The organism is Streptomyces sp. CA-106110, assembly GCF_050936285.1.
GTDB lineage: Bacteria > Actinomycetota > Actinomycetes > Streptomycetales > Streptomycetaceae > Streptomyces.
Window position 1 is genome coordinate 5,700,256 of record NZ_JBNJNB010000001.1, and the last position, 24,350, is coordinate 5,724,605.

Genomic DNA, 24,350 nt, shown 5'->3' on the forward strand with positions numbered 1-24,350 from the left:
TTACCCACAACAGAGGATGGTTCATGTCCCGTACCACCCGTCTTGCCGGTGCCGCGCTGGTTGCCGGCCTGGCGCTGGCCGTCTCGGGCTGCTCCAGCAGCGGCACGGCGACTGGCGGTGCTGCTGCCTCCCCCGCCGCCTCCACTCCGGCCCCCGCCGCCTCGGCGCCGGCTTCTGCGTCACCTGTCGACCACACGCTGACCAAGGCTGCGCTGCAGCAGGCCCTGCTGACCAGTGCGGAGGTACCGGCCGGCTTCAAGGCGTCCAAGCCCGACAAGGGTGAGGACATGTTCGGTAAGTCCGAGACCACAATGCCCGCCAGTTGTCAGCCCATCGCCGACATCGCGGCCAACGACGCGGCCATCAGGCCGTCCGCCGCGGTGGACCAGGACTATCCGCAGCCTGCGAAGGCATCAGCGATGATCTTCAGCCGTCTCGTCTCTTACCCGGCGGGCGACGCCGAGAAGGCCATGACCGCCCTCAAGGTGGCTGTGAAGTCCTGCGCCACCTACAAGAGCAAGAGCCCGGACGACGGGAGCCTCACCCGGGTGCGGCTCGCCGTCCAGTCGGGTCCCGCGCTGGGCGACGACGCCGTCACCTTGGACGCGACGGGCGACGTCCAGGGCCACGCCCTCACGATACGCCTGGTCGACATCCGTATCGGCTCGTCCATGGCCGTCTTTGCGAGCTTCGACTTGAAGGCCGCCAAGGTGCCTGCGGTTCCGCAGCTGCTGATGGTCAAGCAGGTCGAGAAGCTGAAGGCGGCAGCCACCGGCTGACTCGGGACCGGTCCGGTGGTGCGCGGCCGCACCACCGGACCGGACATCCCACCGACCCTGAGAGGCATTTAGGTCTCACTATTCGGCGAGCGGCCTGGAGAAACGGGCTGGCGGCAACGTCAGTACCGCGCTCCAGCCGACTCAATTCTCACCGCACGCTGCACCGGATCTCCGGCTGGCCGACGTGGCCGCAGCCGTGCGGGCAGGGCACCCACTTCCACGGCTGGGCGCGCGGTGCCTGGTTGGACTCGGCCGCGCGGCCGGGGTCGTCTGCGGCGCAGCGGCGTTCGACGCGGCCTCGCAGGCCGCAGCCCGAGCAGAGGCCGAAGGCGTCGCGGTAGTGGCCGCAGCGTTCCTCCTCCAGGGCGGCGATCTCGCGCGGCAGGACGGGGTGCGGGTAGGGGCGTCCGCTGCCGTTGGCGGGCCCGCCGGTGGCGGGGTCGAACTGGTAGGCGCGCTCGCCGGGGCGGACGGGCAGGGACTTCACCAGGGCTGTCCGGGGGTGGTGGTGAAGACGTGGCGGACGTTGCGGATCGTGTGGCCGTGGTGGTCGGTGGGAGGGTTTGGCGGGTGAGGATCCAGCAGCGTCCGCCGAAGGGGGTGTACGCCTCGGCGATGTTGCGCGCTCTCGCGCGCGGACTTACGCAGGGCGCTGTCCGCTGCCATCATGGCGTGGCCGACCTTCCTCTCCGGCTTGGTCGGCTGCGCCCGGGTCCTGGACTGATCATCCAGGTCTCTCCCCCGGAACGCCCGCCGGCGGGGCCGTGATCAGGTTCCGCCGGGCTGGACTTGCTGCTACGCCGCGGCTGCGTCTCTTCCACCACGGAAGACTGAGCCGGTCGCACCCCTACCGCTGGGCGTGAATGGCGTGCATGATCCTTTCATGCCCCCCACGCACGACGACGTACACAGAGGGGGCGGTTTGAGTCTGAAGGGCCATGTGCAGACCCGCGCCACGGTGGTACGCGCCGGGAATACCGTGACGCTCGTATCCATCGAGGACTGGTACCGCGGCCAAATCCTGGCTCCCGTCGACACGGCGATCATCGAGGCGGCGGTCGGCAAGCTGCGCCAGCATTTGCCCGAAACGCAATTGTGGGTGATGGCGCGGCTCACCGCCCAGTCCGCCGAGGACCTCGACCTCCAGCAGTGGAACACCTGCCAGGGCGTAGATGCCCGTGCAGCGTGACGACAGCACCCGGCGCCCGAACGGGTGACCGGCACATCACCTGAAAAGGCTCATCCCGGCTGCAGGTACCTCACCATCGACGGCGCCTGTGTCAGAGTGGATCCCATACCCGCCGACCGGACAGCGGTCGCTCATCAGGCCCGCCTCGCTCACCCCTCACCGGCGAGGCGGGCCAATGTGCGAACAGCAGCGACGCCCAGACGGCTGCGTACTCCATGCGCGCGACCATACCCGGGGCGAGGCTGGTGACATGGCCGAGCACTCCGTGATCGTGTACCCGCCTGATGAGCATGGCGGCCGGAGGGTGCGGGTCGAGGGAACGACAGTCGGCACTGCCTACTCGATGTTGAACCTCACCGTGTTCCTCCAGCACGCAGGACTGGTCGGGTGGGACGAGGTCGATGTGGCCCACTCGAACTTGATCGAGTGGCGCGGCGGAGGGCCTGAAGTGTGGCCGGCGTCCCCGTGAGAATGGCCTGGGCGCCTTGCCACGTGTATGGCGCCCAGGCCAGCTTTCGTTTTGCGAGTAGGGGCAGACCCGTCACGGGGGTAAACGAGCCTGCCGCTGCACGCTGGCGCCCGTATGCCTCCCCTTGAGAGCAGGCGCCTTGACCCCATCGGGTCACTGTCTCCAGCGCCGCTTACGGCCAGAGTGTCACGGGTGACAGATCTTGGTTGCGAGGTCAACGCCCTTGTGGCGACCCGCACTTAGATGGGTCATAGCCATGTCACAACCCGGGTGGTAGTGGCACCCCAGGTAGAGGTGCGACCAGACGGCGTTGACCCGGCGGGCGGTCTTCGGCGGGGTGTAGCAGCGCAGGCAGAGCATCTTGGCCCGAGTAGTGGTGTCAGCGAGCCCTGGCACTGCAGCGTTGAGCGTGCGATCGACGGAGAACGAACTGCCCCAAGTGCAGGCGCAACCTCAAAGAAGCCCCGAAACCTGTCAGGCCGCCCGTACCGGGATTTCCGGAAGATGTAGCCTACGGCGAAGATCCAGTCTGCGGAGGGGCGCTGGCACGTCTGGGACAAAACCTCTCCGCTACGGAGCCAAGCACAGCACTACGTAAGTGGGGAAGCATGACGGACTCCCCCCTGCAGAACGCGCGCCAGCAAGCCCCAGGACCCGAGGCGCTGGCGCGGCAGTCCACCTCATGGCGCAGCTTGTGAGCACGGCTCGGCGGTGACTCCAGGTCGCTCGCCACTGACTCCTCCCGGTCACAGGGAAGCAGGTAATTCGTGTGCCTGCTCCTACTCGCGTGTCGCGATGGTCGCGCGGACAGTGAGGCTCATGCCGATCGAGCCAAGGCCGAAGCCACAGCCGCCGCGATACGAAACACCCGAGCAGCGGGCCGACCGCAATCTGGTCGAGCTGCTCCAGGAACTGCGCGTCGCCCAGACCGGTGTGCAGATTCTCTTCGCCTTCCTGCTCGGCGTAGCCTTCACCAGCCGTTTTCCGCAACTCAGCGCCTTCCAGCGTGGCATCTATGCCGCCACGCTCCTGCTAACCGTCATTACCGCCGCAGTTCTCGCTACGCCGGTGGCCCTGCATCGCGGGCTGTTTCAGCGCGGCGCCAAGCCCCGCATCGTGGCACTCTCTGCCCGGTATACGGAAGTCGGCCTGATGTTCCTCGCACTGGCGATCAACAGTGCTGTTCTCCTGCTCATGGATGTCGTCTTTGGCCGTATCACAGCCATCGCCATCACAGCCGCGACCACTGCGATGTTCGCGTGCCTGTGGTTCGTGCTGCCGTGGTCTCTACGACGTTCCTGAGGGGCGACCGCTCAGCGGCCTCCTGACGCTGGAGAGCCAGTGCTCCCTCAGCCGCAACGGCGGAGCGGACAGACGCTGCGGCCGATGTAGGTGAAGCGTCCGCCGACCTCTTGCCATCGCCACGCGCCTTGATACTGACCCACAAGACCCCGCCAGCAGGACGAATGCAGCCCACGCGGGCACGTCTCCCCAGTTCATTACTGGGCCATAACCAGGCACACTGACAGCGCCTCAACGCCCCCACACGTCCGGCCCGCCGCCCCGCCACTCGATGAGGTCCGCGTACGACTCGACGATGTCCTCGACCAGCGGGTTGACCTCGGTCCAGCCCTCAATGCCCGCACGGCAGAGGAACACGCTGAGATCTTGCAGGCTGTACGCCGTCCCGAGGATCACGCCGTCGACGCGCACGCGTCGACCGCCGGTCTCGGACGGCGGGTAAACGATCACGCGGCCCTTCGCCATAGCTCCAGCCTCGCCCTCGGGCACCGGATGCGCATGCTCCTCCCCAGCGCGATGCAAGGCGGCTTCCGTCATGGTTGCCCATCCGTATGGCAGCGCCGGGTGGCCGCCGTGCTGCTGCCGGGCCAGGCTGGGCGTGGCGCCGCGCGGCCTGGGGTCCTCAGCTCAGGCTGCCGGAAGTCCGCGCAGGGCACGCCTCCCGCCCTTTCTGGCACCTGGGTGGGAGGCGTGCTCGTCTGATCAGATGCCCCGGAGCGCCGGCTGAATGATGGACATCGTGCGCGGAGGCCCCTGCCGACTCCACGGCGGGAGCCCCGTTGGAGCGGGAGCGGGGTGGTCAGCCGGTCTTCTGCCGTTCCCGGAGTTCGTGGATGCTACCGGCGGTGATGGTGCCGTCTTGCTGCTCGTAGTGAGAGAGGGCCAGACCGAGGCCGAAGAAGGTGGGAGCCCACTCACCGACGAAGATGCCCCACCGGTCGGCGCGGTCTATGCCGGCGCCGCGTTCGGTTTGGAGGCTGGTTATCCAGGAGGCGATGCTGAGGCCGATGGATGCCATGCCCGCGAGGTAGGCGTGTTCACTGCGAATGCCCATTTCGTGCATGCTCTTGATGATCATAAGGGGCTCCCTTCTGTGGGGGTTTCGGCCCGAGTACCCCCACGCGGATGGCCCTATTGGGTGAGCTTGTGAGGTTACGTCCCCGCCGTGTCGTGACGGGGCCGTGTCTACTCGTCCGCCGGTCTGGTGTTTCGTTCGATTGCCGGGCAGTGGGGGAAAAATGAGCTGGGCGCCTTGCCCGGAGCGGCAGGTGAGCCCCTGGCAGCGGGCGCACGGGCCGACCTGTGCGGGTGTGCAGCCCAGCATGATCGCGGCGGACACGCGGTCCGTGGCGGGGGCTTATTCGCATGCCTCCGCGCGCGGACACACCAAAACAGCAGCTCCTGCAGGGTCCCGCGAAGGTCAATGGTGCCTGGTCTTCAGCAGCATGACCACGACGGCCACAACCAGGATCGCGAACATGATCGCGTACCACGGGAAGAGTGCTTCCGCTCCGTCCGCTACGCAGGGGAGCTTTCCGCATACGAAGTTCATGGGGATCGCCTTCTTCTGGAAAGCCAGCGGAAACGGCAGATTCCGTGGTTCCGGGTACCCTCGACCGGCTTTCCATCACCTCACGAACTGAGTGCTCCGCTCGATAGCCCGGCAGTCGGGGCACAGCAGTTGGGCGCCGCGCCCGTAGCGGCAGGTCAGTGCCTGGCAGCAGCGCACGGGCCGACCTGTGCGGGTGTGCAGCCCAGCATGATCGCGACGGACACTCGGTCCGTGGCGGGGTCGATGCGTCTGGGCATCTCGTTCACGTATTCGAATGTACGTCGCGGCTGGCGAGCTCCACCCGATCGCCGCCTAGTGGCGTGCGGCATCCCGGGGGGTGGCATAGACAGGCTCTATGGGTGAAGAAACCGAGCAAGTCCATCATCCCGGCGAGATCGTTTCCGTCTCCGGGATCTACGAGTGCGACTGCGGACGGGACCACGAGTACAGCACCGATGTGAAGGGCCATCGCTTCCCACCTCTGCACCAGGCGTGCAGCGGCAGCGGCTGGCGACTCAAGGCACCAGCGCATCCTGGCGCCTGAGCGTCGCGACGGCGTAGCGGGATGGTGTTGCGGCCGCCGGTCGAGCCGATGCTCGCCCAAGCGCGCGACACGCTGCCCGGCGGCCTGGCCTACGAGCCGAAGTTATGGACAGGATTCGAACCCGTCCTGCTGTCCACCGCTGCACCACACCTGGGAGGGCACAGGTTCCCTCAGTGCACCGTGACCGGTGCGATGGTTGCCGATCCGCTGGTCCAGCCGTAGCGGTGGGCGGTCACCGTCACGGTAACCTTCTGGCCCTTGTCGGCCTTCACCAGGACGTAGGTGGACTTGGTGGCAGCGGTGACGGCCTTGCCGTTGCGTTTCCAGGAGTAAGAGTACGAGGTGGCCGTCGGCCAGCATCCGCCGAAGGTGCTGTACGCCTCGGCGATGTTGAAGGGGTAGGGGTGCTGGTTGCCCCTGAGGCCTTCGCGGAGGGTGCCGGTGCGCGGCAGGTCGAGCATGTCCCGCATGGTGTCGGTGCGGACGATGGGGATGTGCTTCTGCGGGATTCCGTCGAGCGGGATCACGGGCATGTGGATTCCTTTCAGTATGGCGGTCAGTGGTGGTCGGTGAGGCCGGTGCGGATGGCCTCCATGTCGGCGATGTACTGCTGGGCGCGGGCGACGTCGTTGCGGCGGGAGTGGAGGAGGGCGTCGAGGAGGTACCGCTTGCGGGCGGCTGTGAGGTCGGCGGGGGCGATGGCGGGGTTGGGGTGCAGCTCGGCGGCGGGCGGGAGGATGCGGAGCCGGCTGAAGGCTTCGGTGATGTGCCAGCAGTTGGTGTCGGTGGTGAGGGGCAGGAGGCCGTGTTCCATGTCGCCGGTGAGGATGAGGGCCACGGGCAGGTCGGCGATGGCGGCGGCCTGGTCGGGGTCGAGGTGCAGGGCGAGGGAGTAGTAGAAGAACTCGCCGGTGGGGGCGGTGTGGTTGCCGTAGGCGGTGGTGTGCTCGCCGCTGTAGGCGACGTACCAGCCTGCGTTGTGCTCCAGGGCGGTGACGGGGGTCCAGGTCTCGCGGGTCACGGGTGGGGTTCCTTCCGGATGGGTGCGGCCCGGCCGGTTGGCCGGGCCGCGGGGGGTGTGCGGTGCTGGGTTAGGCGACGATCGAGCCCATGGCGTCGATGAGGGCTTTGGCTTTGGTGGCCACGGTGTTGTCGTCGGCGCTGTCCCAGTGGCCTCCCATGACCTGGTCGCCGCCGTGCTGGTAGAGGGACCAGGACCACATCTCGCCGGGGAAGTCGTTGAGTTCCAGGCGGACGGTCTGGGTGAGGGTGATGGAGGAGGCCCAGCAGCTGCCGCCGGTGTTGATGGTTTGGGCGGGGACGCCGAGGGCGACGAGCAGGACCGTCATCGCTTCGGCCGACTGGTGCTCGCTACGCGCGGGGTCGGGCTTGGTGTTGGTGTCGGGTGCGGTGGCCGTGGGTCGCGGGCCGGCCTGGTGCTGCTCACGGATTCGGCCCTGGGCCACGATCAGGTGGCTGCGGACCGAGGCGATGGTGGCGCTGGTGATGACCTCCTCGATGTCGTCGGGGTTCGCGCCGCGCTCGCGTGCCTGCTTGTTCAGGCGCTCGGCCAGGTAGGCCGCTTCTCTGTCTGCGCCGTTGATCAGTTCTTCGACGGTGAGTTCGCCGAGCTTGGGCACGGGTCTTCTCCTTGGGGTGCGGGCCGGGCCGCCCACCTGGTGGGGTGGGCGGCCCGGCGTGGGTGCGGGGGTCAGGAGGTGGCGGGCTTGGCGGGAGTGCGCTTGCGGGGGGCGCGCGGCTTGGGCTCGGCCTTGGCCGTGGTGTCGGTCTTGGTGGCGGCCGGCTTGGCGGGGGTGCGCTTGCGGAGAAAAAGGAACGAGCCCGCCTGCGCGGCATCTGGACGGAGGCCCGCGACGAGTACCTGGCCGAGCGCAAGAATCTGCAGCGGACCACCGGCCCCGCCACGATGCTCAGCATCAAAGCCACCCTGTCGTCCGCGCTCAGCGACGCGGTGAAGGAGGAGCTGATCGCCAAGAACTATGCGGCGCTGCTGAGCCTGCCCAAGGTGACCAAGCCCCGCGCGCTGGGCTGGACTGCCCCACGGGTGGCCCGCTGGAAGCGCACCGGCGAGAAGCCGTCCCCGGTCATGGTCTGGACGCTGCAGCAGACAGCGGAGTTCCTGGACTTCATCGTCGACGACCGGCACTTCGTCGGCTGGCACCTGGTCCTCTTCCACGGCCTGCGCCGCGGCGAGCTGGCCGCCCTCACCTGGGACGAGGTCGACCTGGGCGAGGAAGTCATCCACATCACCGAGCAGCTGGTGTCGATCTCCTACGAGATCCACGAGGACACTCCGAAGGCCGACAGCGTCCGCGACATCAAGCTCAACCGCGACTCGGTGATGCTGCTCAAGGCGTGGCGCGAGCGGCAGCACGCCGAGCAGGAGGAGTGGAAGGCCCTCAACGCCTGGCAGGACTCGGGCAACCGGGTCTTCACCAGGGAGGACGGCTCCGCGTACCATCCGCAGTTCTTCACCGACCGCTGGGAGCGCCTGGTGGAACTGTCCGGGCTGCCACCGATCCGGCTCCACGACGGCCGGCACGAGGCGGCGAGCCTCGCTCTGGCGGCAGGCGTCGCCCCGAAGGCCGTGCAGGCGATGCTCGGGCACTCGTCCATGCGGATGACGACCGACACCTACCAGACGGTGCTGCCCGAGATGCACGCCGCGACCGCCTCGGCATCCCTGGACCTCATCACCGCCTACCGCAAGGCGGAGGAGGCAAAGGCGACGGTCGGGCACGCCTCGGTGGAGACGACCACCGACGCCTACCAGAAGGCGCTGCCCGAGCAGGCGGGGAAGCAAGCCGTGAAGAGGGAACTGAGGGCGAAGAGGCAGCGCAGGCGGGTGTCCTGACAGGCGTGTGGCCCGGCTCCTCCGCACCCGGGCCACACCACGGCCACACCGGGGGGTTTCTGAGCCCTAAGTAGCTAGTGGTTCAGACCACATGGCGATCAAGGAAACGATAAAAGCCCAGGTCAGAGTAAGTGACTTGGGCTTTCGTGGTGGAGCCGCTTTCGGGATTCGAACCCGAGACCTACGCATTACGAGTGCGTTGCTCTGGCCATCTGAGCTAAAGCGGCACGCTGCCAGCACTATGGTGCGATCAGCAACGTCGGTAAGTCTACACAGTTTCCCGGGGTGCTCCGACCAGGCCCCCGGAGGCGTCGGCTCCGGGGGCGCGAGGGCGGCTACGAGCAGCGCTTCCCCTTCGCCGGAGGCGTGCCCTGGAGCAGATAGGTGTCGACCGCCCCCTCGATGCACTTGCTGCCCCGGCCGTAGGCGGTGTGGCCGTCGCCGTCGAAGGTGAGCAGCCTGCCGGAGGTGAGCTGGGCGGCGAGGGACTGCGCCCAGCGGTACGGAGTCGCGGGGTCTCGGGTCGTGCCCACCACCACGATCGGCGGCGCTCCCTTCGCTTGGATCCGGTGCGCCTGACCCGTCGCCCTGACCGGCCAGTAGGCGCAGTTCAGTGCCGACCAGGCGAGCCCCTTTCCGAACACCGGTGACGCCTTCTGGAACTCCGGGAGCGCCTTCTCCACATCCTCGGGACTCGAGAACGCCGAAGGCAGATCCAGGCAGTTCACGGCCGCGTTCGCGAACATCAGGTTGGAGTACCTGCCGTTCGCGTCCCGCTCGTAGTAGGTGTCGGACAGGACGAGCAGTCCCGCGCCGTCGTTGCTCTTCATCGCCGAGGTCAGTGCCTCCCGCAGCTGCGGCCATGTCGCCTGGTCGTACATCGCGGCGATCACCCCGCTGGTGGCCAGGGCCTCGCCGAGCTTGCGTCCGTCTGCGTCGCCGGCCGGGATGGGGGACGCGTCCAGCTTCGTGAAGAAGGCCTCGAGGTTCTCGCCGACCTGCGCTGGTGTCGTGCCCGGGCCGCCCAGCGGGCAGTCCGCGTGCTTGACGCAGTCCTTCGCGAAGGACCGGAACGCCGTGTCGAAGCCCGCGGTCTGGTCCTCGTTCAGTTGGCGGGCGGACAGGGAGGGGTCCATCGCCCCGTCCAGCACCATCCGGCCCACGCGCTCCGGGTACAGTCCCGCGTACGTCGCCCCGAGGAACGTCCCGTACGAGGCCCCCACGAAGTTCAGCTTCCGGTCGCCCAGCACCGCGCGCAGGACGTCCATGTCCCGGGCGGCTTCCACCGTGGAGACATGACGGAGCAGGTCCCCTGACCGCTGCCCGCAGCCCTCGGCGAACTGCCGGTACGCGTCGACCAGCTGGTTCGTCTCCCGCTGGTCGTCGGGAGTCATGTCGGTCTGTGTGAACGCGTCCATCGCGCGGCCGCCCAGGCATTCGACCGGATCGCTGCGCCCCACGCCGCGCGGGTCGACGGCGATCATGTCGTAGCGGGCGCGGACCTCCGCCGGGTAGCTGACGGCCGCGTACTGCTGCAGATAGCCGATGGCCGACCCGCCCGGGCCACCCGGGTTCACCAGCAGCGAGCCGAGGGACGGGCCCTGACTGTCCGTGGCTCTCTTGCGGGAGACGGCCAGGCTGACGTCGCCGGAGAGCGGCTTGTCGTAGTCGAGCGGCACCTTCATCGTGGCGCACTCGAAGCCGGAGGCTCCGCAGGAGCGCCAGTTCAGCCTCTGTGCGTAGTAGGGAGACAGCGCCGACGGTGTGGACCGGGGCAGCGCGGGCAGCGCCACATCCACCGTCGCGGATGTCGAACTCCCGGCTGAGCAGGCCGACATGAAGAGCGCGGCGGCGGCCAGCAGCGTGCCGCCCGCCCGCCTCACCTGATGCGGGCGGGCGGAAGGGAGAGAGCGGGTCCGGCGGGGACGGCGAGATGGTCCAGGAATGCGCCTGATGTGCATCTGGTGAGCGTAACCCTGCGCAATGGATTGATCACGACAGGTGGCCAGGGCGCTTCGTACGAGTGACGAAGTCAATCCCCCGCAGGCGGTATCAGCCTGCCCGCAGGGCCATGGTCATCGCTTCGACCGCCAGCAGGGGGGCCACATTGCGGTCCAGGGTGTCCCGGCACGCGGCGATCGCCTCGATACGGCGGAGCGTGGACTCGGGCGTGCCGCCGCGGGCCAGGCGCTCCAGCACCTCCGTGTCCGCGGTAGCCAGGGCGAGGCGGGAGCCGAGCTGCAGGGCGAGGACGTCACGGTAGAAGCCCGTGAGGTCGGAGAGCGCCTGGTCCAGGCTGTCCCGCTGGGTACGCGTCCTCCTGCGCTTCTGCCGCTCCTCCAGCTCCTTCATCACGCCCGCGGTGCCGCGCGGCATCCGGCCGCCCTGCACCGCGCCGAGCGCCGCCTTCAGCTCCTCGGTCTCCTTGGCGTCGACCTCCTCCGCGAGCTGCTTGGAGTCCTCCGTGGCCGCGTCGACCAGCTCCTGGGCCGCCCTGAGGCAGTCACCGATGTCGTCCGTCCTGAGCGGAAGCTTCAGTACGGCGGCGCGGCGGGCCCGGGCGCCCTCGTCCGTGGCCAGCCTGCGGGCGCGCTCGACGTGCCCCTGCGTGGCGCGGGCGGCGGCGAGGGCGATGTCCGGCTCGATGCCGTCGCGCCGGACGAGCATGTCCGCCACCGCGTCAGCCGAGGGCGTGCGCAGGCTCAGGTGGCGGCAGCGGGAGCGGATCGTCGGCAGGACGTCCTCCAGGGACGGGGCGCACAGCAGCCAGACCGTACGGGGAGCGGGCTCCTCCACGGCCTTTAGGACCGCGTTGGCCGATCTCTCGTTCAGCCGCTCGGCGTCCTCCACGAGGATCACCTGCCAGCGGCCGTTCGCCGGCGCGGTGAACGACTTGCGGACCGTGTCGCGCATGTCGGCGACGAGGATCTGGGTGCCCACGGCGGCGACCGTGGACACGTCCGCGTGCGTACCGACCAGAGCGGTGTGGCAGCCGTCGCAGAAGCCGCAGCCCGGGGCGCCGCCGAGCGCGCGGTCGGGGCTCACGCACTGCAACGCGGCCGCGAAGGCCCGCGCCACCTGTGTATGCCCCGCACCGGGCGGTCCCGTGAACAGCCACGCGTGCGTCATCTTGGACGCCTCGGGCGGCGGGGCTCCGTCGGCGGCAGCGGTGACCAGGGCGTCGGCGTCACGGGCAGCCGCGCCGAGCTGCTCGCTCACCTTCTCCTGGCCCACCAGGTCGTCCCACACGGTCATGGGACACCGCCCTTCCGTCGCACTCCGCCCAACGCGATCCATTGTGCGGGTGACCACTGACAACGAACGAGGCACCCGCACGGCCCCGGGCCCCTCCGCCACGCGAGGCACCCCTTGTGGCCACGAGGCACCCCAGGGCGCGACCGGCTCAGCGCCGCACCGCACCGCGTGCGCGGCTCAGCGGGCGACCCGTGTCGCGCCGGGCTCAGCGGCGCCGACCGCGCCGCGGGCCGTCGTCGTCCCGCTCCTCCTCGTCCCGGGGGCCGAGCAGCTCGTCCGCCAGGCTCGGGACGTCGTCCAGCGGGGTCTCCTCCGCCCACTCCGGGCGAGACCGGCGCTGGGGGCGGCCCTCCGCGTCCAGCTGCGGCAGCTCGCGCGTGCGCTCCTCTGCTCCGTCGGGACGCGCCGCGGGGCGCTCGTCGCGGAAGAAGCCCGGCGGCACCCGGTCCTCGGGAGCACCGGCACCGCCGTCCCGTACCGCAGGCAGCACGGCCGTCTCGTCGGCGGCACCCGGCACCACCGGCGGGAGCACCGCCGTCTCGTCGGCCGCGCCCTTCGGCTCGGGCGGCTTCGGCAGCTTCGCCGTGGTCTCCGCCTCGGTCTCCCGCCCGCGAACCTGAGGCAGGACGGCGGTCTCGTCCACCGGACCGCCCGACGCGTTCGTCGGCGTCACGAACGGGGTGGGGACGGTGATCTCGTTGTCCGGCGAGGAGCTCTTCGGGGCAGCGCCCCCCGCCTCACCGGCAGCGGACGCGGAAGCACCGCTCGCCGCACCGGAACCGGACACCGTGGCGCCGGGACCCGCCGTGTCCGAGGCCGCCACGGCGGCCGACGCCGCCGCCTCGGCCGCTGCCTGGCGTGCCTCCTCGGCCCGCAGCAGCGCCTCCTCGGCCTTCCGCTGCTTCTCTATCCGGCGCGCCTCGGCCTCGGCCCGCAGCCGGGCCTCCTCCTCGGCCTGCTTGCGGCGCCGTTCCTCCTCAGCCTTCCTGCGCGCCTCCTCGGCCGCCCGCGCCTGCTCCTCCGCAAGCAGCCGTGCCTGCTCCTCCTCGGCACGCCGACGGGCTTCCTCGGCCCTCTGCCGGGCCTCCTCCGCCTGGCGCTCGGCCTCGCGGCGCTGGGCCTCCTCGAGCTCGCGCCGTTCGCGCTCCTCTTCCTCGGCCCGCAGCCTGGCGAGCTGCTCCTGGCGCTCTCGCTCCAGCCGCTCCTCCTCGGCCTTGCGCGCGGCCTCTTCCTCGGCCTTGCGCCGGGCCTCCTCCTCGGCCTTCCTGCGTGCCTCCTCCTGGGCCTTCACCTCGGCCTCGGAGAGCGGAAGCATCTGGTCGAGCCGGTGCCGGATCACGGTCGTGACCGCCTCGGGCTCCTGTGCGGCGTCGACGACGAGATAGCGCCCGGGATCGGCGGCGGCCAGCGTGAGGAAACCGGACCGCACGCGCGCGTGGAACTCGGCCGGCTCCGACTCCAGCCGGTCCGGTGCTTCGGTGAACCGCTCGCGCGCCGTCTCCGGTGCCACGTCGAGCAGAACCGTCAGATGCGGCACGAGGCCATTGGTCGCCCACCGGTTGATGCGGGCGATCTCCGTCGGGGACAGGTCGCGCCCGGCTCCCTGATAGGCGACGGAGGAGTCGATGTAGCGGTCCGAGATCACGACCGCGCCCCGCTCCAGGGCCGGCCGTACGACCGTGTCCACGTGCTCCGCGCGATCCGCCGCGTACAGCAGCGCCTCCGCGCGGTGCGACAGCCCGGCGCTCGAGACGTCCAGCAGGATCGACCGCAGCCTCTTGCCGACCGGCGTCGCACCCGGCTCGCGGGTCAGCACGACCTCGTGCCCCTTGGCGCGGATCCACTCGGCGAGCGCCTCCGCCTGGGTGGACTTCCCGGCGCCGTCGCCGCCCTCCAGGACGATGAAGAATCCGCTCGCCGCGGGCACTTCCACGGGTTCGTCGCCGCCGCGCAGCGCATCGCGCAGGTCGTGCCGCAGCGGCACGCCGGAGCGGTCGTCGGCCTTCGCGAGGACGAGCGCCGCCACGGGCAGCAGCAACGCGCCGACCAGCATCAGCGTGAAAGCGGCGCCCCCGTGCGCGAACACGAACTTGCCGTTGTCCAGCCGGTGCGGCCCGATGCCTCCGGCGACCACCGGGGCCACCAGCGCACCCACGGCGATGAAGACCCGGACGACCGCGTGCAGATGCTCGGTCGTGCGCACCCGCCGGTGGTCCTCGGCCTCCTGGTCGAGCAGCGTGTGCCCGGTGTTGGCCGCGACACCGGCACCGATGCCCGCGAGAGCCAGGACGAGCAGCACGGTGGTGACGTCCGGGACGAGCCCGGCGGCGAGCAGCGCGACGCCGGTGAAGGCGATCGCCAGCGCGAGCAGCCGGCGCCGGGACAGCGACGGCAGCATCCGGGGCGCCGTACGGATGCCGACGCCGATGCCGCCGGTCACCGCGAGAACCAGCAGGCCGTAGAGCACCGGGCCGCCGCCCAGGTCCTTGGCCTGCAGCACGGCGACGGCGACGGAGGCCGAAACCGCCCCCGCGACGGCCGCGCAGGCCGGCACCAGCAGCGGGATCGCGCCCGTACGGCCCTTGTCGACGCCCGTACCCGTCCTGGGGCGGCGCAGCCCCTCCAGCGGGGACCGCGCCCGGGGGGTGCGGGTGGCGGGCAGTTCGAGGGAGGTGATCACCGACAGCGAGGCGGCGAACAGCCCGGCGGCCACGTACGAGGCCAGGGCCACCTGGTGCTGGTCGAACCAGGCGACGCCCGTCCCCAGCAGGTTGTTCAGCAGCGACACGACGGCGAGCCCGGCGGCGGCCAGCGGGACCGCCATGAATCCGGTACGCAACGTCAGGCGCCGCAGCGCGTCCATGTGGTCCGGCAGCGGCCGCACCGTCGCGCCCTCCAGTGGCGGCGCGGGCAGCAGGGCGGGGGCCGCGCTCTCGCGGCACACCGCCCACAGACGCTCGGCCACACCGGTCACGAACGCGGTGACGAGCACGAGCGCGAGCGCGGTGTCCGGCGTCCACTCGATCCACAGGGGGGCGACGATCAGCAGGGCGGCCCGCAGCCCGTCCGCGCCGATCATGCTCCAGCGACGGTCGAGCGGCCCTTCCTTGGAGGTCAGCGCGTTGAGCGGACCCAGCAGGACGGCTCCGAACAGCAGGACCGCGAGGATCCGCGCGCCGAAGACAGTCGCGATCGCGAACGCCACGCCGCGGTAACCGCCGCCGAAGGAACCCTGGGCGATGGCCGCCTGGAGGGCGAGCGCGACCAGGACGAGCAGGGCGAGGGAGTCTCCGATACCGCCCACGAGCTGGGCGCTCCACAACCGCTTCAGCTGCGGCCGGCGCAGCAGGGCGCGGACGGCGCGCTCTCGGGAATCTGCGACCAGGGCGTCGTCGGGGGCCGGATTCTGGGCCGTTGGCTGCTCGGCTCGCGTCATGCGTTCAGCCTATCGGCAGCCGCCGACAGCCCGGGGCCGCCGCCCGAACGTGCGCACGCCCCGACACCAAAATGATGCCGGGGCGCACGTTTCGCGAACGGGTTGTGAAGAACTCGCGTCGGTTGTTCGGCCCGCGTGCCCGGCTCTCTCACCCGGACGCGCGGCCCAGCCGTGTCCTCAGCCCTCGGCGCTGTCCTTCGACGCCGCCGTCTTCGCGGCAGCGGTCTTCTTCGCCGTCGTCTTCTTGGCGGCCGTCTTCTTCGCGGTCGTCTTCTTGGCAGCGGTCTTCTTCGCCGCCGTCGCCGCCGTCTTCTTGGCCGGAGCCTTCTTCGCCGTCTTCTTGGCCGGTCCCTTGGCGCGCTTCTCCGCGAGCAGTTCGAAGCCCCGCTCCGGGGTGATCGTCTCGACGCTGTCGGCGGAGCGCAGGGTCGCGTTGGTCTCGCCGTCGGTGACGTACGGCCCGAAGCGGCCGTCCTTGACGACGACCGGCTTGCCGCTGACCGGGTCCTCGCCCAGCTCCTTCAGCGGCGGCTTGGCGGCCGCCCGGCCACGCTGCTTGGGCTGGGCGTAGATCGCGTGCGCCTCCTCCAGCGTGATCGTGAAGAGCTGGTCCTCGGACTGCAGGGAACGCGAGTCCGTGCCCTTCTTCAGGTACGGCCCGTAGCGCCCGTTCTGCGCCGTGATCTCGACGCCTTCCGCGTCGGTGCCGACGACCCGGGGCAGCGACATCAGCTTCAGCGCGTCCTCGAGGGTCACCGTGTCCAGGGACATCGACGCGAACAGCGAGGCCGTACGCGGCTTGATCGCGTTCTTGCCCGTCTTCGGGGTGCCCTCGGGGAGGATCTCCGTGACGTACGGGCCGTAGCGGCCGGCCTTGGCGACGATCGGCCGTCCCGTGTCCGGGTCGGTGCCCAGCGGGCGCTCGCCGCTGGGCTTGGCGAGCAGTTCCTCGGCCAGCTCGACGGTCAGCTCGTCCGGCGCCAGGTCGGTCGGGATGTCGGCGCGCTGGTGCTCCTCGGTGTCCTTCTCGCCGCGTTCGATGTACGGGCCGTAGCGGCCGACCCGCAGCACGATGTCGTTGCCGACGGGGAACGACGACACCTCGCGCGCGTCGATCGCGCCCAGGTCGGTCACCAGTTCCTTGAGGCCGCCGAGGTGGTCGCCGTCGCCGTTCCCGGCGTCCGCGGCGACTCCCTCGACCGTGCCCTCACCGAAGTAGAACCGCTTCAGCCACGGCACGGCCTGCGCCTCGCCGCGCGCGATGCGGTCGAGATCGTCCTCCATCTTGGCGGTGAAATCGTAGTCGACGAGCCGCCCGAAGTGCTTCTCCAGGAGGTTGACCACGGCGAAGGACAGGAAGGACGGCACGAGGGCCGTGCCCTTCTTGAACACATAGCCGCGGTCCAGGATCGTGCCGATGATCGACGCGTACGTCGACGGGCGGCCGATCTCGCGCTCTTCCAGCTCCTTGACCAGCGAGGCCTCGGTGTAACGGGCCGGGGGCTTGGTCGAGTGGCCGTCGGCGGTGATCTCCTCGGCGGTCAGCGCGTCGCCCTCGGTGACCTGCGGCAGCCGGCGCTCGCGGTCGTCCAGCTCGGCGTTCGGGTCGTCGGCGCCCTCGACGTACGCCTTCAGGAAGCCGTGGAAGGTGATCGTCTTGCCGGACGCCGTGAACTCGGCGTCCCGCCCGTCGGCGGCGATGCCGCCGATCCTGACGGTGACCGAGTTGCCGATCGCGTCCTTCATCTGGGAGGCGACGGTCCGCTTCCAGATCAGCTCGTAGAGCTTGAACTGGTCACCGGTCAGTCCCGTCTGCGCCGGGGTGCGGAAACGATCGCCCGAGGGCCGGATCGCCTCGTGCGCCTCCTGCGCGTTCTTGACCTTGGCCGCGTAGGTGCGCGGCTGCTCGGGCAGGTAATCGGCGCCGTACAGCTGCGTGACCTGCGCGCGGGCGGCGGTGATCGCCGTGTCCGACAGGGTCGTGGAGTCCGTACGCATATACGTGATGAAGCCGTTCTCGTACAGCTTCTGCGCGATCTGCATGGTCGCCTTCGCGCCGTAGCCGAGCTTGCGGCTGGCCTCCTGCTGCAGCGTCGTCGTACGGAACGGCGCGTACGGCGAGCGGCGATAGGGCTTCGACTCGACCGCCCGGACCGAGAACCGCGTGTCCTGAAGGGCGGCGGCGAGCGCACGGGCGTTCGCCTCGTCGAGATGGAGGGTGTTCGCGCCCTTCAGCCGGCCCAGCGAGTCGAAGTCACGGCCCTGCGCCACGCGCTTGCCGTCGACCGTCGCCAGCCGTGCCAACAGCGTCGACGGGTCGGACGGGTCGCCCGCGCGGCCGGTGCCGAAGACACCCGTCAGGTCCCAGTACTCGGCGGAGCGGAACGCGATGCGCTCGCGCTCCCGCTCCACGACGAGCCGGGTCGCCACGGACTGCACACGGCCCGCCGACAGGCGCGGCATGACCTTCTTCCACAGGACCGGCGAGACCTCGTAGCCGTAGAGGCGGTCGAGGATGCGGCGGGTCTCCTGGGCGTCGACGAGCTTCTGGTTCAGCTCGCGCGGATTGCGCACGGCCTGCTGGATCGCGTCCTTGGTGATCTCGTGGAACACCATCCGCTTGACCGGGACCTTGGGCTTGAGCACCTCCTGGAGGTGCCAGGCGATGGCCTCGCCCTCGCGGTCCTCATCGGTGGCGAGGAAGAGCTCGTCGGAATCCCGCAGCAGGTCCTTGAGCTTCTTGACCTGCGCCCGCTTGTCGGCGTTGACGACATAGATCGGCTGGAAGTCGTGTTCGACGTCCACACCGAGGCGGCGGACCTCACCCGTGTACTTGTCCGGCACCTCGGCGGCGCCGTTCGGAAGGTCGCGGATGTGCCCGACGCTCGCCTCGACGATGTAGCCGGGGCCGAGGTAGCCCTTGATCGTCTTCGCCTTGGCAGGCGACTCGACGATGACGAGTCGGCGGCCGCCCTGTGCGGTCTCGCTGGTCGGGGACAACTTCGCTCTTCTCTCCGGTCGACTGCGGCCTCCCCAGGCCTTCGTCCCGGGGTCGGGTCATGGTGACGCTGCGGAGTGTGACGGTACAGCCCGCCCGCGTGTCAAACGGGAAAAGCCCGCAACGGCCACTCGAACGGTAACCCGACTACCGGCATTCCTGCCGCCCGGAGTGGCCGGCAGCCCCATCGGCTCTATCCGGAGGGTAATCCGCCGGTTACCGGGGCCCCGTCGTGCTGCGGACGGGAATCGCGATGTCACAGCAGCGTGAAGCACCATGCACCGAGTGCGAGCGCGGCCATCGCGGCGAGGCTTGTGAGGGCGGCCGATGCGACGCGGTTCACACCCTCGGCGACGGGCTCGCGACGTCGCAGCCGGGCCGCGGTCCAGGTCAGCAGCCCGATACCGAACACGCTGAACACTGTCCCCGCGTAGGCCGCCGGTCCGCTCTCCATGTCCTGTTCCTTCCGATTCCTTCCGATTCCTCCCGACCCTAGCCACCCGCGACAGGAGGCTGACCCGCGCCCGCAGCACCCCGGCGACCTCGGAGAGAGCGGGCGGCGCGAGTCCGTCCGTCGCCGCCCTGGACATCCGGGACGGGGTTCGGGTCGCGCCGGAGGGTGATGCCGGGAGTCCCTGACGCGCGACCGACCGTATCCGCCGAGGCGGGGGCGCGGGGCGGGTTCGCGCTCCCGACTCGGCTCGAACTGGTCGCTGCGGGGCCGGTTCCAGCGCCCTCCGGAGGATCCAGGTGTCCGGTGACACCCGGTTGCCGTCGCAGGAGCCCTCGCTCCCGTGGATCCCGCGCTCCGCACGATCATCTGACTCACCCACAGATTCGCGTACGAAGCCCAGCCCGGGACGCAGCCGGGCGGCGGACGAAACCGCCGGGGCCCCGGGGTGTGCCCCCGCGCTCCCTTCCGCGCCGGTTACCGCGCGGGCTCCAGGAACCCCTGTTCGACCAGCAGCCGGATCTGAGCAGGCGTCCGGTCGCGCAGCAAGACGGGGTCCTCGCCGACCAGTTGGGCGATGGCGTCGAGGATGCGTCCCGCGCTCAGCGTGCCGTCGCAGACGCCGGCGAAGCCCGCACCGACCGTGTCCACCTTGGTGGCCCGGCGCATTCCGCGGTTCTGGCGCAGCACGACGTGCTCGGGGTCCTCGGCACCGGGCAGCCCGACCTGCTCCTGGACGACCTCGGCGGCGAGCTTGAAGTGCCCGGCGAGCAGGGCCGCGTCATCGTGCGTCCGCAGGTAGTCGACGCGGTCGAAGTGCGCGCGCACCGTGTCGCCGAGCGGCTGCTCGACGGGGTGCGGCCACTCCTCGACGGTGATCGAGGGCTCGACGGCGTCCGTCCGGTGCAGTGCGATCCAGCCAAAGCCGACCGCCCGCACCTTGCGCGCCTCGAACTCGTCCAGCCATGCGTCGTACCGCGCCTGGTACTGGGCCGTCTCGTCGCGGTGGTCGCCCGCGTCCCGCAACCACAACTCGGTGTACTGCGTGATGTCCTGGACCTCCCGCTGCACGATCCAGGCGTCGCATCCGCGCGGCACCCACGAGCGCAGCCGGTCCTGCCAGTCCTCCCCCTCCACGTGCTGCCAGTTGGCGAGGAACTGCGCGAACCCGCCCTCGTTCAGCCGCTCCCCCGCCTGCTGAACGAGCGTCCGGCACAGATCGTCCCCGCCCATCCCGCCGTCCCGGTAGGTGAGGCGGGCGCCGGGCGAGATCACGAAGGGCGGGTTCGACACGATCAGGTCGAACGTCTCGTCGTCCCGGACCGGCTCGAAGAGGGAACCCTGGCGCAGGTCCGCGGCCGGGACAGCGGACAGGGCCAGGGTGAGCCCCGCGATGTGCAGGGCACGCGGATTGACGTCGGTCGCGGTCACGCGGGTGGCGTGCCGGGCGGCGTGCAGCGCCTGGATCCCGGAGCCGGTACCGAGGTCGAGGGCGGAACCGATGGGGGTCCGCACGGTGATCCCGGCGAGGGTGGTGGAGGCGCCGCCGACTCCGAGGACGACATCCTCGTCCCGGCTGCCGATGCCGCCGGCTCCGCCCACCGCGCATCCCAGGTCGGAGACGATGAACCAGTCCTCGCCCCCAGGCCCGCCGAACGGCCGGACGTCGACCGTCGCGGCCACCTCGTCGCCGGCGGTGCGGACCAGCCAGCCGGCGTCCAGGCATGCGTCGACAGGCAGCACGTCCGCCACGCGCGCGTACGGCACGGGCTGTTGCAGCAGGAAGAGCCGTACGAGCGTTTCCAGCGGCGTGTCACCGCGTGTCGCCCGGAGCGCAGGCACTGTTTCGCTCCGGGCGAGCGCCGCGTACGCGGGCGCACCGAGCAGGTCGAGCAGCCCGTCCGCGGTGAACGAGGCTGCGAGCAGGGCATCCCGCAGCCACGCGATCACGTCGGTGCGGTCGTTGGAGGGCAGGGTGGCTGGACTGGAGTTACTCACGCCCCCATTGTGGCGCGGGCGCCCCCGCGACGCGCCGCTCAGCCGGCCGTAGCCGAAGCCGAGGCAGAGGCCGAGGTGGACTTGCAGCTCGCCTGCTGCGCCATGGCCTTGCCGACGTCGCCGGCCTCCAGCTCCTTCAGCGCGTCGTTGCCGCTCTGGCTGAGCTTGTCGAGCCGGGTCGCGATGTTCTTCAGGCCCTCGGCGAACTTCCCCTGGTCCTTCGTGTCGAGCCCGTCCACCTGCTTCTTCAGGTCGGCGTAGGCGGTGGAGATGTCGTTGAGCTCCTTGACCGCGTTCTTCTGCTTCGCCGCGCCGTTGTCGACCTCGGGCGCGCCCGCCCCCTGGACGGCGGCGCCGATCGCCTTGTAGGCGTCGGACATGTCCTGGAAAGCCTGCGAGTCGGTCTTCTGGACCTGATCCGGCGTGCTGTTGTCCGAGGTCTCCTTCTGGATCGCGGTGCTGGCGGACGCGATCTTCTTGGCCTGCGGCTGCACCGCGTCGCACACCTGCTTGGCCCAGGTGCTCAGCTTGTCGTCGACTGCGCCACTGCTGCTGCTGCTGGAGCATCCCGACAGCGCCAGTACCAGTACCGCACCGCCGGACAGCGCGGCCGCGAGCTTCTTGTTCACCGGATTGGTCCCTTCCATGGCTCTCTCGGCCCCGGAACATACACGCCAACCGGGTGACAGCCGCACGCTGAATATTACTTATGTCAGCCATTGCGACCATAAGCACCATGCGAGAGAAGGCTCACGCAGAGGCACAGGGCACGGACGGGGCGGGCGTACGGCTCCCGAAGACGCCGTACGCCCGCCCCTTGATCCTTGTCCGACCAGCCGGAAGCCCGGAGGCCGGAGGAACCGGCTAGGAAACCACCGCCGGATCCGCCGAATTGGACACCCGCTCGGCGTTGTCTTCGTCACCCACGGCGATCCCGCGCCGCTTGGAGACATACACCGCGAGCACGATCACGACGATCGCGAGTACGGCGATCAGGATCCGCACGCCGAGACTCTTGTCGCTGCCGTACGAGAACCTGACGATCGCGGGCGCGATGAGCAGCGACACCAGGTTCATCACCTTCAGCAGCGGGTTGATCGCGGGCCCCGCGGTGTCCTTGAAGGGATCGCCGACCGTGTCGCCGATCACCGTCGCCGCGTGCGCCTCGCTGCCCTTGCCGCCGTGATGGCCGTCCTCGACGAGCTTCTTGGCGTTGTCCCAGGCACCGCCGGAGTTGGCGAGGAAGACCGCCATCAGCGTGCCCGTGCCGATCGCGCCCGCCAGGTACGCGCCGAGCGCGCCGACACCGAAGGTGAACCCGAGTGCGATGGGCGCCAGGACAGCGAGCAGACCGGGCGTGGCCAGCTCCCTGAGGGCGTCCTTGGTGCAGATGTCGACGACCCTGCCGTACTCCGGCGTCTCCGTGTAGGTCATGATCCCGGGCTTCTCCCGGAATTGCCGGCGCACCTCGAAGACCACCGCGCCCGCCGACCTGGACACCGCGTTGATCGCCAGCCCCGAGAAGAGGAAGACGACCGCCGCGCCCACGATGAGGCCGACCAGGTTGTTGGGCTGGGAGATGTCCATGACGAGGCTCAGCGGGCCGCCGTCGCCGACCTGCACGCCCACGTCCTGCGCGGCCGTAGTGATGGCGTCGCGATACGAACCGAAGAGCGCCGACGCCGCGAGTACGGCGGTGGCGATGGCGATGCCCTTGGTGATCGCCTTGGTGGTGTTGCCCACCGCGTCCAGATCGGTGAGGACCTGAGCGCCCGCGCCCTGGACGTCACCGGACATCTCGGCGATGCCCTGTGCGTTGTCCGAGACCGGCCCGAACGTGTCCATGGCGACGATCACCCCGACCGTGGTGAGCAGACCCGTGCCGGCCAGCGCCACCGCGAACAGTGCGAGCATGATCGACGTGCCACCGAGCAGGAACGCGCCGTACACCGCGAGTCCGATGAGCAGCGCCGTGTAGACGGCCGACTCGAGACCCACGGAGATACCGGCGAGCACCACGGTGGCGGGGCCGGTCAGCGACGTCTTGCCGATGTCCCGCACCGGCCGCCGGGCGGTCTCGGTGAAGTAGCCCGTCAGCTGCTGGATCAGGGCGGCGAGCACGATGCCGATGGCCACCGCGACGAGCGCGAGGATCCGCGGATCCCCGTCCTTGAGCCGGATCGCCGAGTCGGTGACGCCCTTGAGGTCGGCGTACGAGGACGGCAGATAGCTGTAGACCGCCGCCGCGACCAGTGCCAGCGAGATCACCGCGGAGATGAAGAAGCCCCGGTTGATCGCGGACATGCCGCTGCGGTCGGAGCGGCGCGGAGCCACCGCGAAGATGCCGATCATCGCGGTCAGGACCCCGATCGCGGGCACGATCAGCGGGAACGCCAGCCCCGAGTCGCCGAACGCCACCTTGCCGAGGATCAGCGCGGCGACGAGCGTCACGGCGTACGACTCGAAGAGGTCGGCTGCCATGCCCGCGCAGTCGCCGACGTTGTCGCCCACATTGTCGGCGATGGTCGCGGCATTGCGCGGGTCGTCCTCCGGAATGCCCTGCTCGACCTTGCCGACCAGGTCGGCGCCGACGTCGGCGGCCTTGGTGAAGATGCCGCCACCGACACGCATGAACATGGCGATCAGTGCCGCGCCGAGACCGAAGCCCTCCAGGACCTTCGGTGCGTTCGCCGCGTACACCAGCACCACGCAGGAGGCGCCCAGCAGACCGAGCCCCACCGTGAACATGCCGACGACGCCACCCGTGCGGAACGCGATCTTCATCGCCTTGTGCGAGACAGCGGTGAGATCCTTTTCCGGCTCACCCTTCGCCGGTGTGGCCTCACGCGCCGCCGCGGCGACCCGCACATTGCTCCGTACGGCAAGCCACATGCCGATATAACCGGTGGCCGCGGAGAACGCCGCACCGATCAGGAAGAACACCGACCGTCCGGCGCGCTGACTCCAGTCGTCCGCGGGCAGCAGCATGAGCAGGAAGAACACGACCACGGCGAATACGCCGAGCGTGCGCAGCTGCCGGGCCAGATAGGCGTTGGCGCCTTCCTGGACCGCCGCCGCGATCTTCTTCATGCTTTCGGTGCCCTCGCCCGCCGCGAGCACCTGGCGCACCAGGATCCCGGCGACCACCAGGGCCGCGAGGGCCACGGCCCCGATGACCACGATGATCAGGCGGTTGCTGTCGGTCAGGACAGCGGCTGCGAGGGTTGTGGGGTGATCAAACTGTTGAGGGGTAGAAAGCCCCGCCATTCGTCCTCCTTGACGCTTGGGCTGAGCTCAAGAGATGTGGACGGATTGTAGGTAGCGGAACGTGATCAAAACAGTGCTTGGCAAACGGAATTGGCCTTCACGTGCTCTTCAGCTAAAGATCGCAGGGCAGTTACTGAACCCGAAAGTGGTAATGCCTCAAAACCATTGACTGGGTTGGCCCTTGATCCAATTATGGCACAATCGATCGTGAAGCAATTCACGACCACGGTGCGAC

21 protein-coding genes and 1 tRNA gene are annotated in these 24,350 nt (G+C 69.8%); 6 read left to right on the plus strand and 16 right to left on the minus strand.

Features of this window, described 5'->3' with window-relative positions:
- Nucleotides 1–23 precede the first annotated feature (23 nt).
- The gene (locus ACQEXA_RS26210; RefSeq protein ID WP_432936447.1) at nt 24–779 is read left to right on the plus strand and encodes a hypothetical protein; all 756 of its coding nucleotides are present in this window, start codon (nt 24–26) and stop codon (nt 777–779) included.
- Between the two features lie 148 nt (nt 780–927).
- On the opposite strand, the gene ACQEXA_RS26215 is transcribed toward ACQEXA_RS26210, so the two are convergent.
- Nucleotides 928–1,266: a hypothetical protein gene (locus ACQEXA_RS26215; protein WP_432930809.1), complete on the minus strand. Its 339-nt coding sequence runs from the start codon at nt 1,264–1,266 to the stop codon at nt 928–930.
- Nucleotides 1,267–1,701: 435 nt separating this feature from the next.
- On the opposite strand from ACQEXA_RS26215, the gene ACQEXA_RS26220 reads away from it, so the two are divergent.
- From ACQEXA_RS26220 to ACQEXA_RS26230, 3 genes are all read left to right on the plus strand, one after another.
- Complete coding sequence (locus ACQEXA_RS26220; protein ID WP_433131187.1) at nt 1,702–1,968, plus strand: hypothetical protein; 267 nt, start codon at nt 1,702–1,704, stop codon at nt 1,966–1,968.
- A 250-nt stretch (nt 1,969–2,218) separates the two neighbouring features.
- The gene (locus ACQEXA_RS26225) at nt 2,219–2,437 is read left to right on the plus strand and encodes a hypothetical protein (RefSeq protein ID WP_432930805.1); all 219 of its coding nucleotides are present in this window, start codon (nt 2,219–2,221) and stop codon (nt 2,435–2,437) included.
- An 819-nt stretch (nt 2,438–3,256) separates the two neighbouring features.
- Entirely contained in the window at nt 3,257–3,739 is a 483-nt protein-coding gene (locus ACQEXA_RS26230; RefSeq protein ID WP_432930803.1) for a DUF6328 family protein, read from the plus strand.
- Nucleotides 3,740–3,970: 231 nt separating this feature from the next.
- On the opposite strand, the gene ACQEXA_RS26235 is transcribed toward ACQEXA_RS26230, so the two are convergent.
- The 3 genes from ACQEXA_RS26235 to ACQEXA_RS26245 all read right to left on the minus strand — a co-directional run bounded on the left by ACQEXA_RS26235 (nt 3,971) and on the right by ACQEXA_RS26245 (nt 5,291).
- Nucleotides 3,971–4,276, minus strand: a complete 306-nt coding sequence (locus ACQEXA_RS26235; RefSeq protein WP_432930801.1) for a hypothetical protein — start codon at nt 4,274–4,276, stop codon at nt 3,971–3,973.
- A 262-nt stretch (nt 4,277–4,538) separates the two neighbouring features.
- A complete protein-coding gene (locus tag ACQEXA_RS26240; RefSeq protein WP_432930799.1) occupies nt 4,539–4,817 on the minus strand; it encodes a hypothetical protein in 279 nt (92 codons plus the stop codon).
- A gap of 342 nt (nt 4,818–5,159) precedes the next feature.
- Nucleotides 5,160–5,291 carry a hypothetical protein gene (locus tag ACQEXA_RS26245; protein ID WP_432930797.1) on the minus strand — a complete coding sequence of 44 codons (132 nt, stop codon included), beginning with the start codon at nt 5,289–5,291 and terminating at the stop codon, nt 5,160–5,162.
- 355 nt (nt 5,292–5,646) lie between these two features.
- On the opposite strand from ACQEXA_RS26245, the gene ACQEXA_RS26250 reads away from it, so the two are divergent.
- Nucleotides 5,647–5,835 carry a hypothetical protein gene (locus tag ACQEXA_RS26250; protein ID WP_432930795.1) on the plus strand — a complete coding sequence of 63 codons (189 nt, stop codon included), beginning with the start codon at nt 5,647–5,649 and terminating at the stop codon, nt 5,833–5,835.
- Nucleotides 5,836–6,005: 170 nt separating this feature from the next.
- Here the strand turns inward: ACQEXA_RS26250 and ACQEXA_RS26255 are convergent, their stop codons facing one another.
- The 3 genes from ACQEXA_RS26255 to ACQEXA_RS26265 form a co-directional block, all read right to left on the minus strand.
- Complete coding sequence (locus tag ACQEXA_RS26255) at nt 6,006–6,368, minus strand: hypothetical protein (protein WP_433131189.1); 363 nt, start codon at nt 6,366–6,368, stop codon at nt 6,006–6,008.
- 23 nt (nt 6,369–6,391) lie between these two features.
- Entirely contained in the window at nt 6,392–6,856 is a 465-nt protein-coding gene (locus tag ACQEXA_RS26260) for a hypothetical protein (protein ID WP_432930792.1), read from the minus strand.
- 70 nt (nt 6,857–6,926) lie between these two features.
- Nucleotides 6,927–7,475, minus strand: coding sequence for a hypothetical protein (locus ACQEXA_RS26265; RefSeq protein WP_433131191.1), 549 nt, complete (start codon nt 7,473–7,475; stop codon nt 6,927–6,929).
- A 287-nt stretch (nt 7,476–7,762) separates the two neighbouring features.
- Here ACQEXA_RS26265 and ACQEXA_RS26270 point away from each other — a divergent pair, with 287 nt between their 5' ends.
- The gene (locus ACQEXA_RS26270; RefSeq protein ID WP_433131193.1) at nt 7,763–8,710 is read left to right on the plus strand and encodes a tyrosine-type recombinase/integrase; all 948 of its coding nucleotides are present in this window, start codon (nt 7,763–7,765) and stop codon (nt 8,708–8,710) included.
- A gap of 150 nt (nt 8,711–8,860) precedes the next feature.
- Here ACQEXA_RS26270 and ACQEXA_RS26275 read toward each other — a convergent pair.
- The 9 genes from ACQEXA_RS26275 to ACQEXA_RS26315 all read right to left on the minus strand — a co-directional run bounded on the left by ACQEXA_RS26275 (nt 8,861) and on the right by ACQEXA_RS26315 (nt 24,115).
- Nucleotides 8,861–8,937: transfer RNA gene (locus ACQEXA_RS26275), tRNA-Thr, on the minus strand.
- A 108-nt stretch (nt 8,938–9,045) separates the two neighbouring features.
- Entirely contained in the window at nt 9,046–10,671 is a 1,626-nt protein-coding gene (locus ACQEXA_RS26280; RefSeq protein WP_432930787.1) for an alpha/beta hydrolase, read from the minus strand.
- Nucleotides 10,672–10,762: 91 nt separating this feature from the next.
- Entirely contained in the window at nt 10,763–11,965 is a 1,203-nt protein-coding gene (locus ACQEXA_RS26285) for a DNA polymerase III subunit delta' (protein WP_432930785.1), read from the minus strand.
- Nucleotides 11,966–12,170: 205 nt separating this feature from the next.
- Nucleotides 12,171–15,401, minus strand: a complete 3,231-nt coding sequence (tmk, locus tag ACQEXA_RS26290; protein WP_432930783.1) for a dTMP kinase — start codon at nt 15,399–15,401, stop codon at nt 12,171–12,173.
- A 177-nt stretch (nt 15,402–15,578) separates the two neighbouring features.
- On the minus strand, nt 15,579–18,401 hold the full coding sequence (gene topA, locus ACQEXA_RS26295) for a type I DNA topoisomerase (protein ID WP_432930781.1): 2,823 nt from the start codon (nt 18,399–18,401) through the stop codon (nt 15,579–15,581).
- 254 nt (nt 18,402–18,655) lie between these two features.
- Nucleotides 18,656–18,853 carry a hypothetical protein gene (locus tag ACQEXA_RS26300; RefSeq protein WP_432930779.1) on the minus strand — a complete coding sequence of 66 codons (198 nt, stop codon included), beginning with the start codon at nt 18,851–18,853 and terminating at the stop codon, nt 18,656–18,658.
- Between the two features lie 474 nt (nt 18,854–19,327).
- Complete coding sequence (locus tag ACQEXA_RS26305; RefSeq protein ID WP_433131195.1) at nt 19,328–20,848, minus strand: DUF7059 domain-containing protein; 1,521 nt, start codon at nt 20,846–20,848, stop codon at nt 19,328–19,330.
- A 38-nt stretch (nt 20,849–20,886) separates the two neighbouring features.
- A complete protein-coding gene (locus ACQEXA_RS26310) occupies nt 20,887–21,495 on the minus strand; it encodes a small secreted protein (RefSeq protein WP_432930775.1) in 609 nt (202 codons plus the stop codon).
- A gap of 217 nt (nt 21,496–21,712) precedes the next feature.
- Nucleotides 21,713–24,115 (minus strand): sodium-translocating pyrophosphatase, encoded by a 2,403-nt coding sequence (locus tag ACQEXA_RS26315; protein WP_432930773.1) that lies wholly within the window; start codon nt 24,113–24,115, stop codon nt 21,713–21,715.
- Nucleotides 24,116–24,350 lie beyond the last annotated feature (235 nt).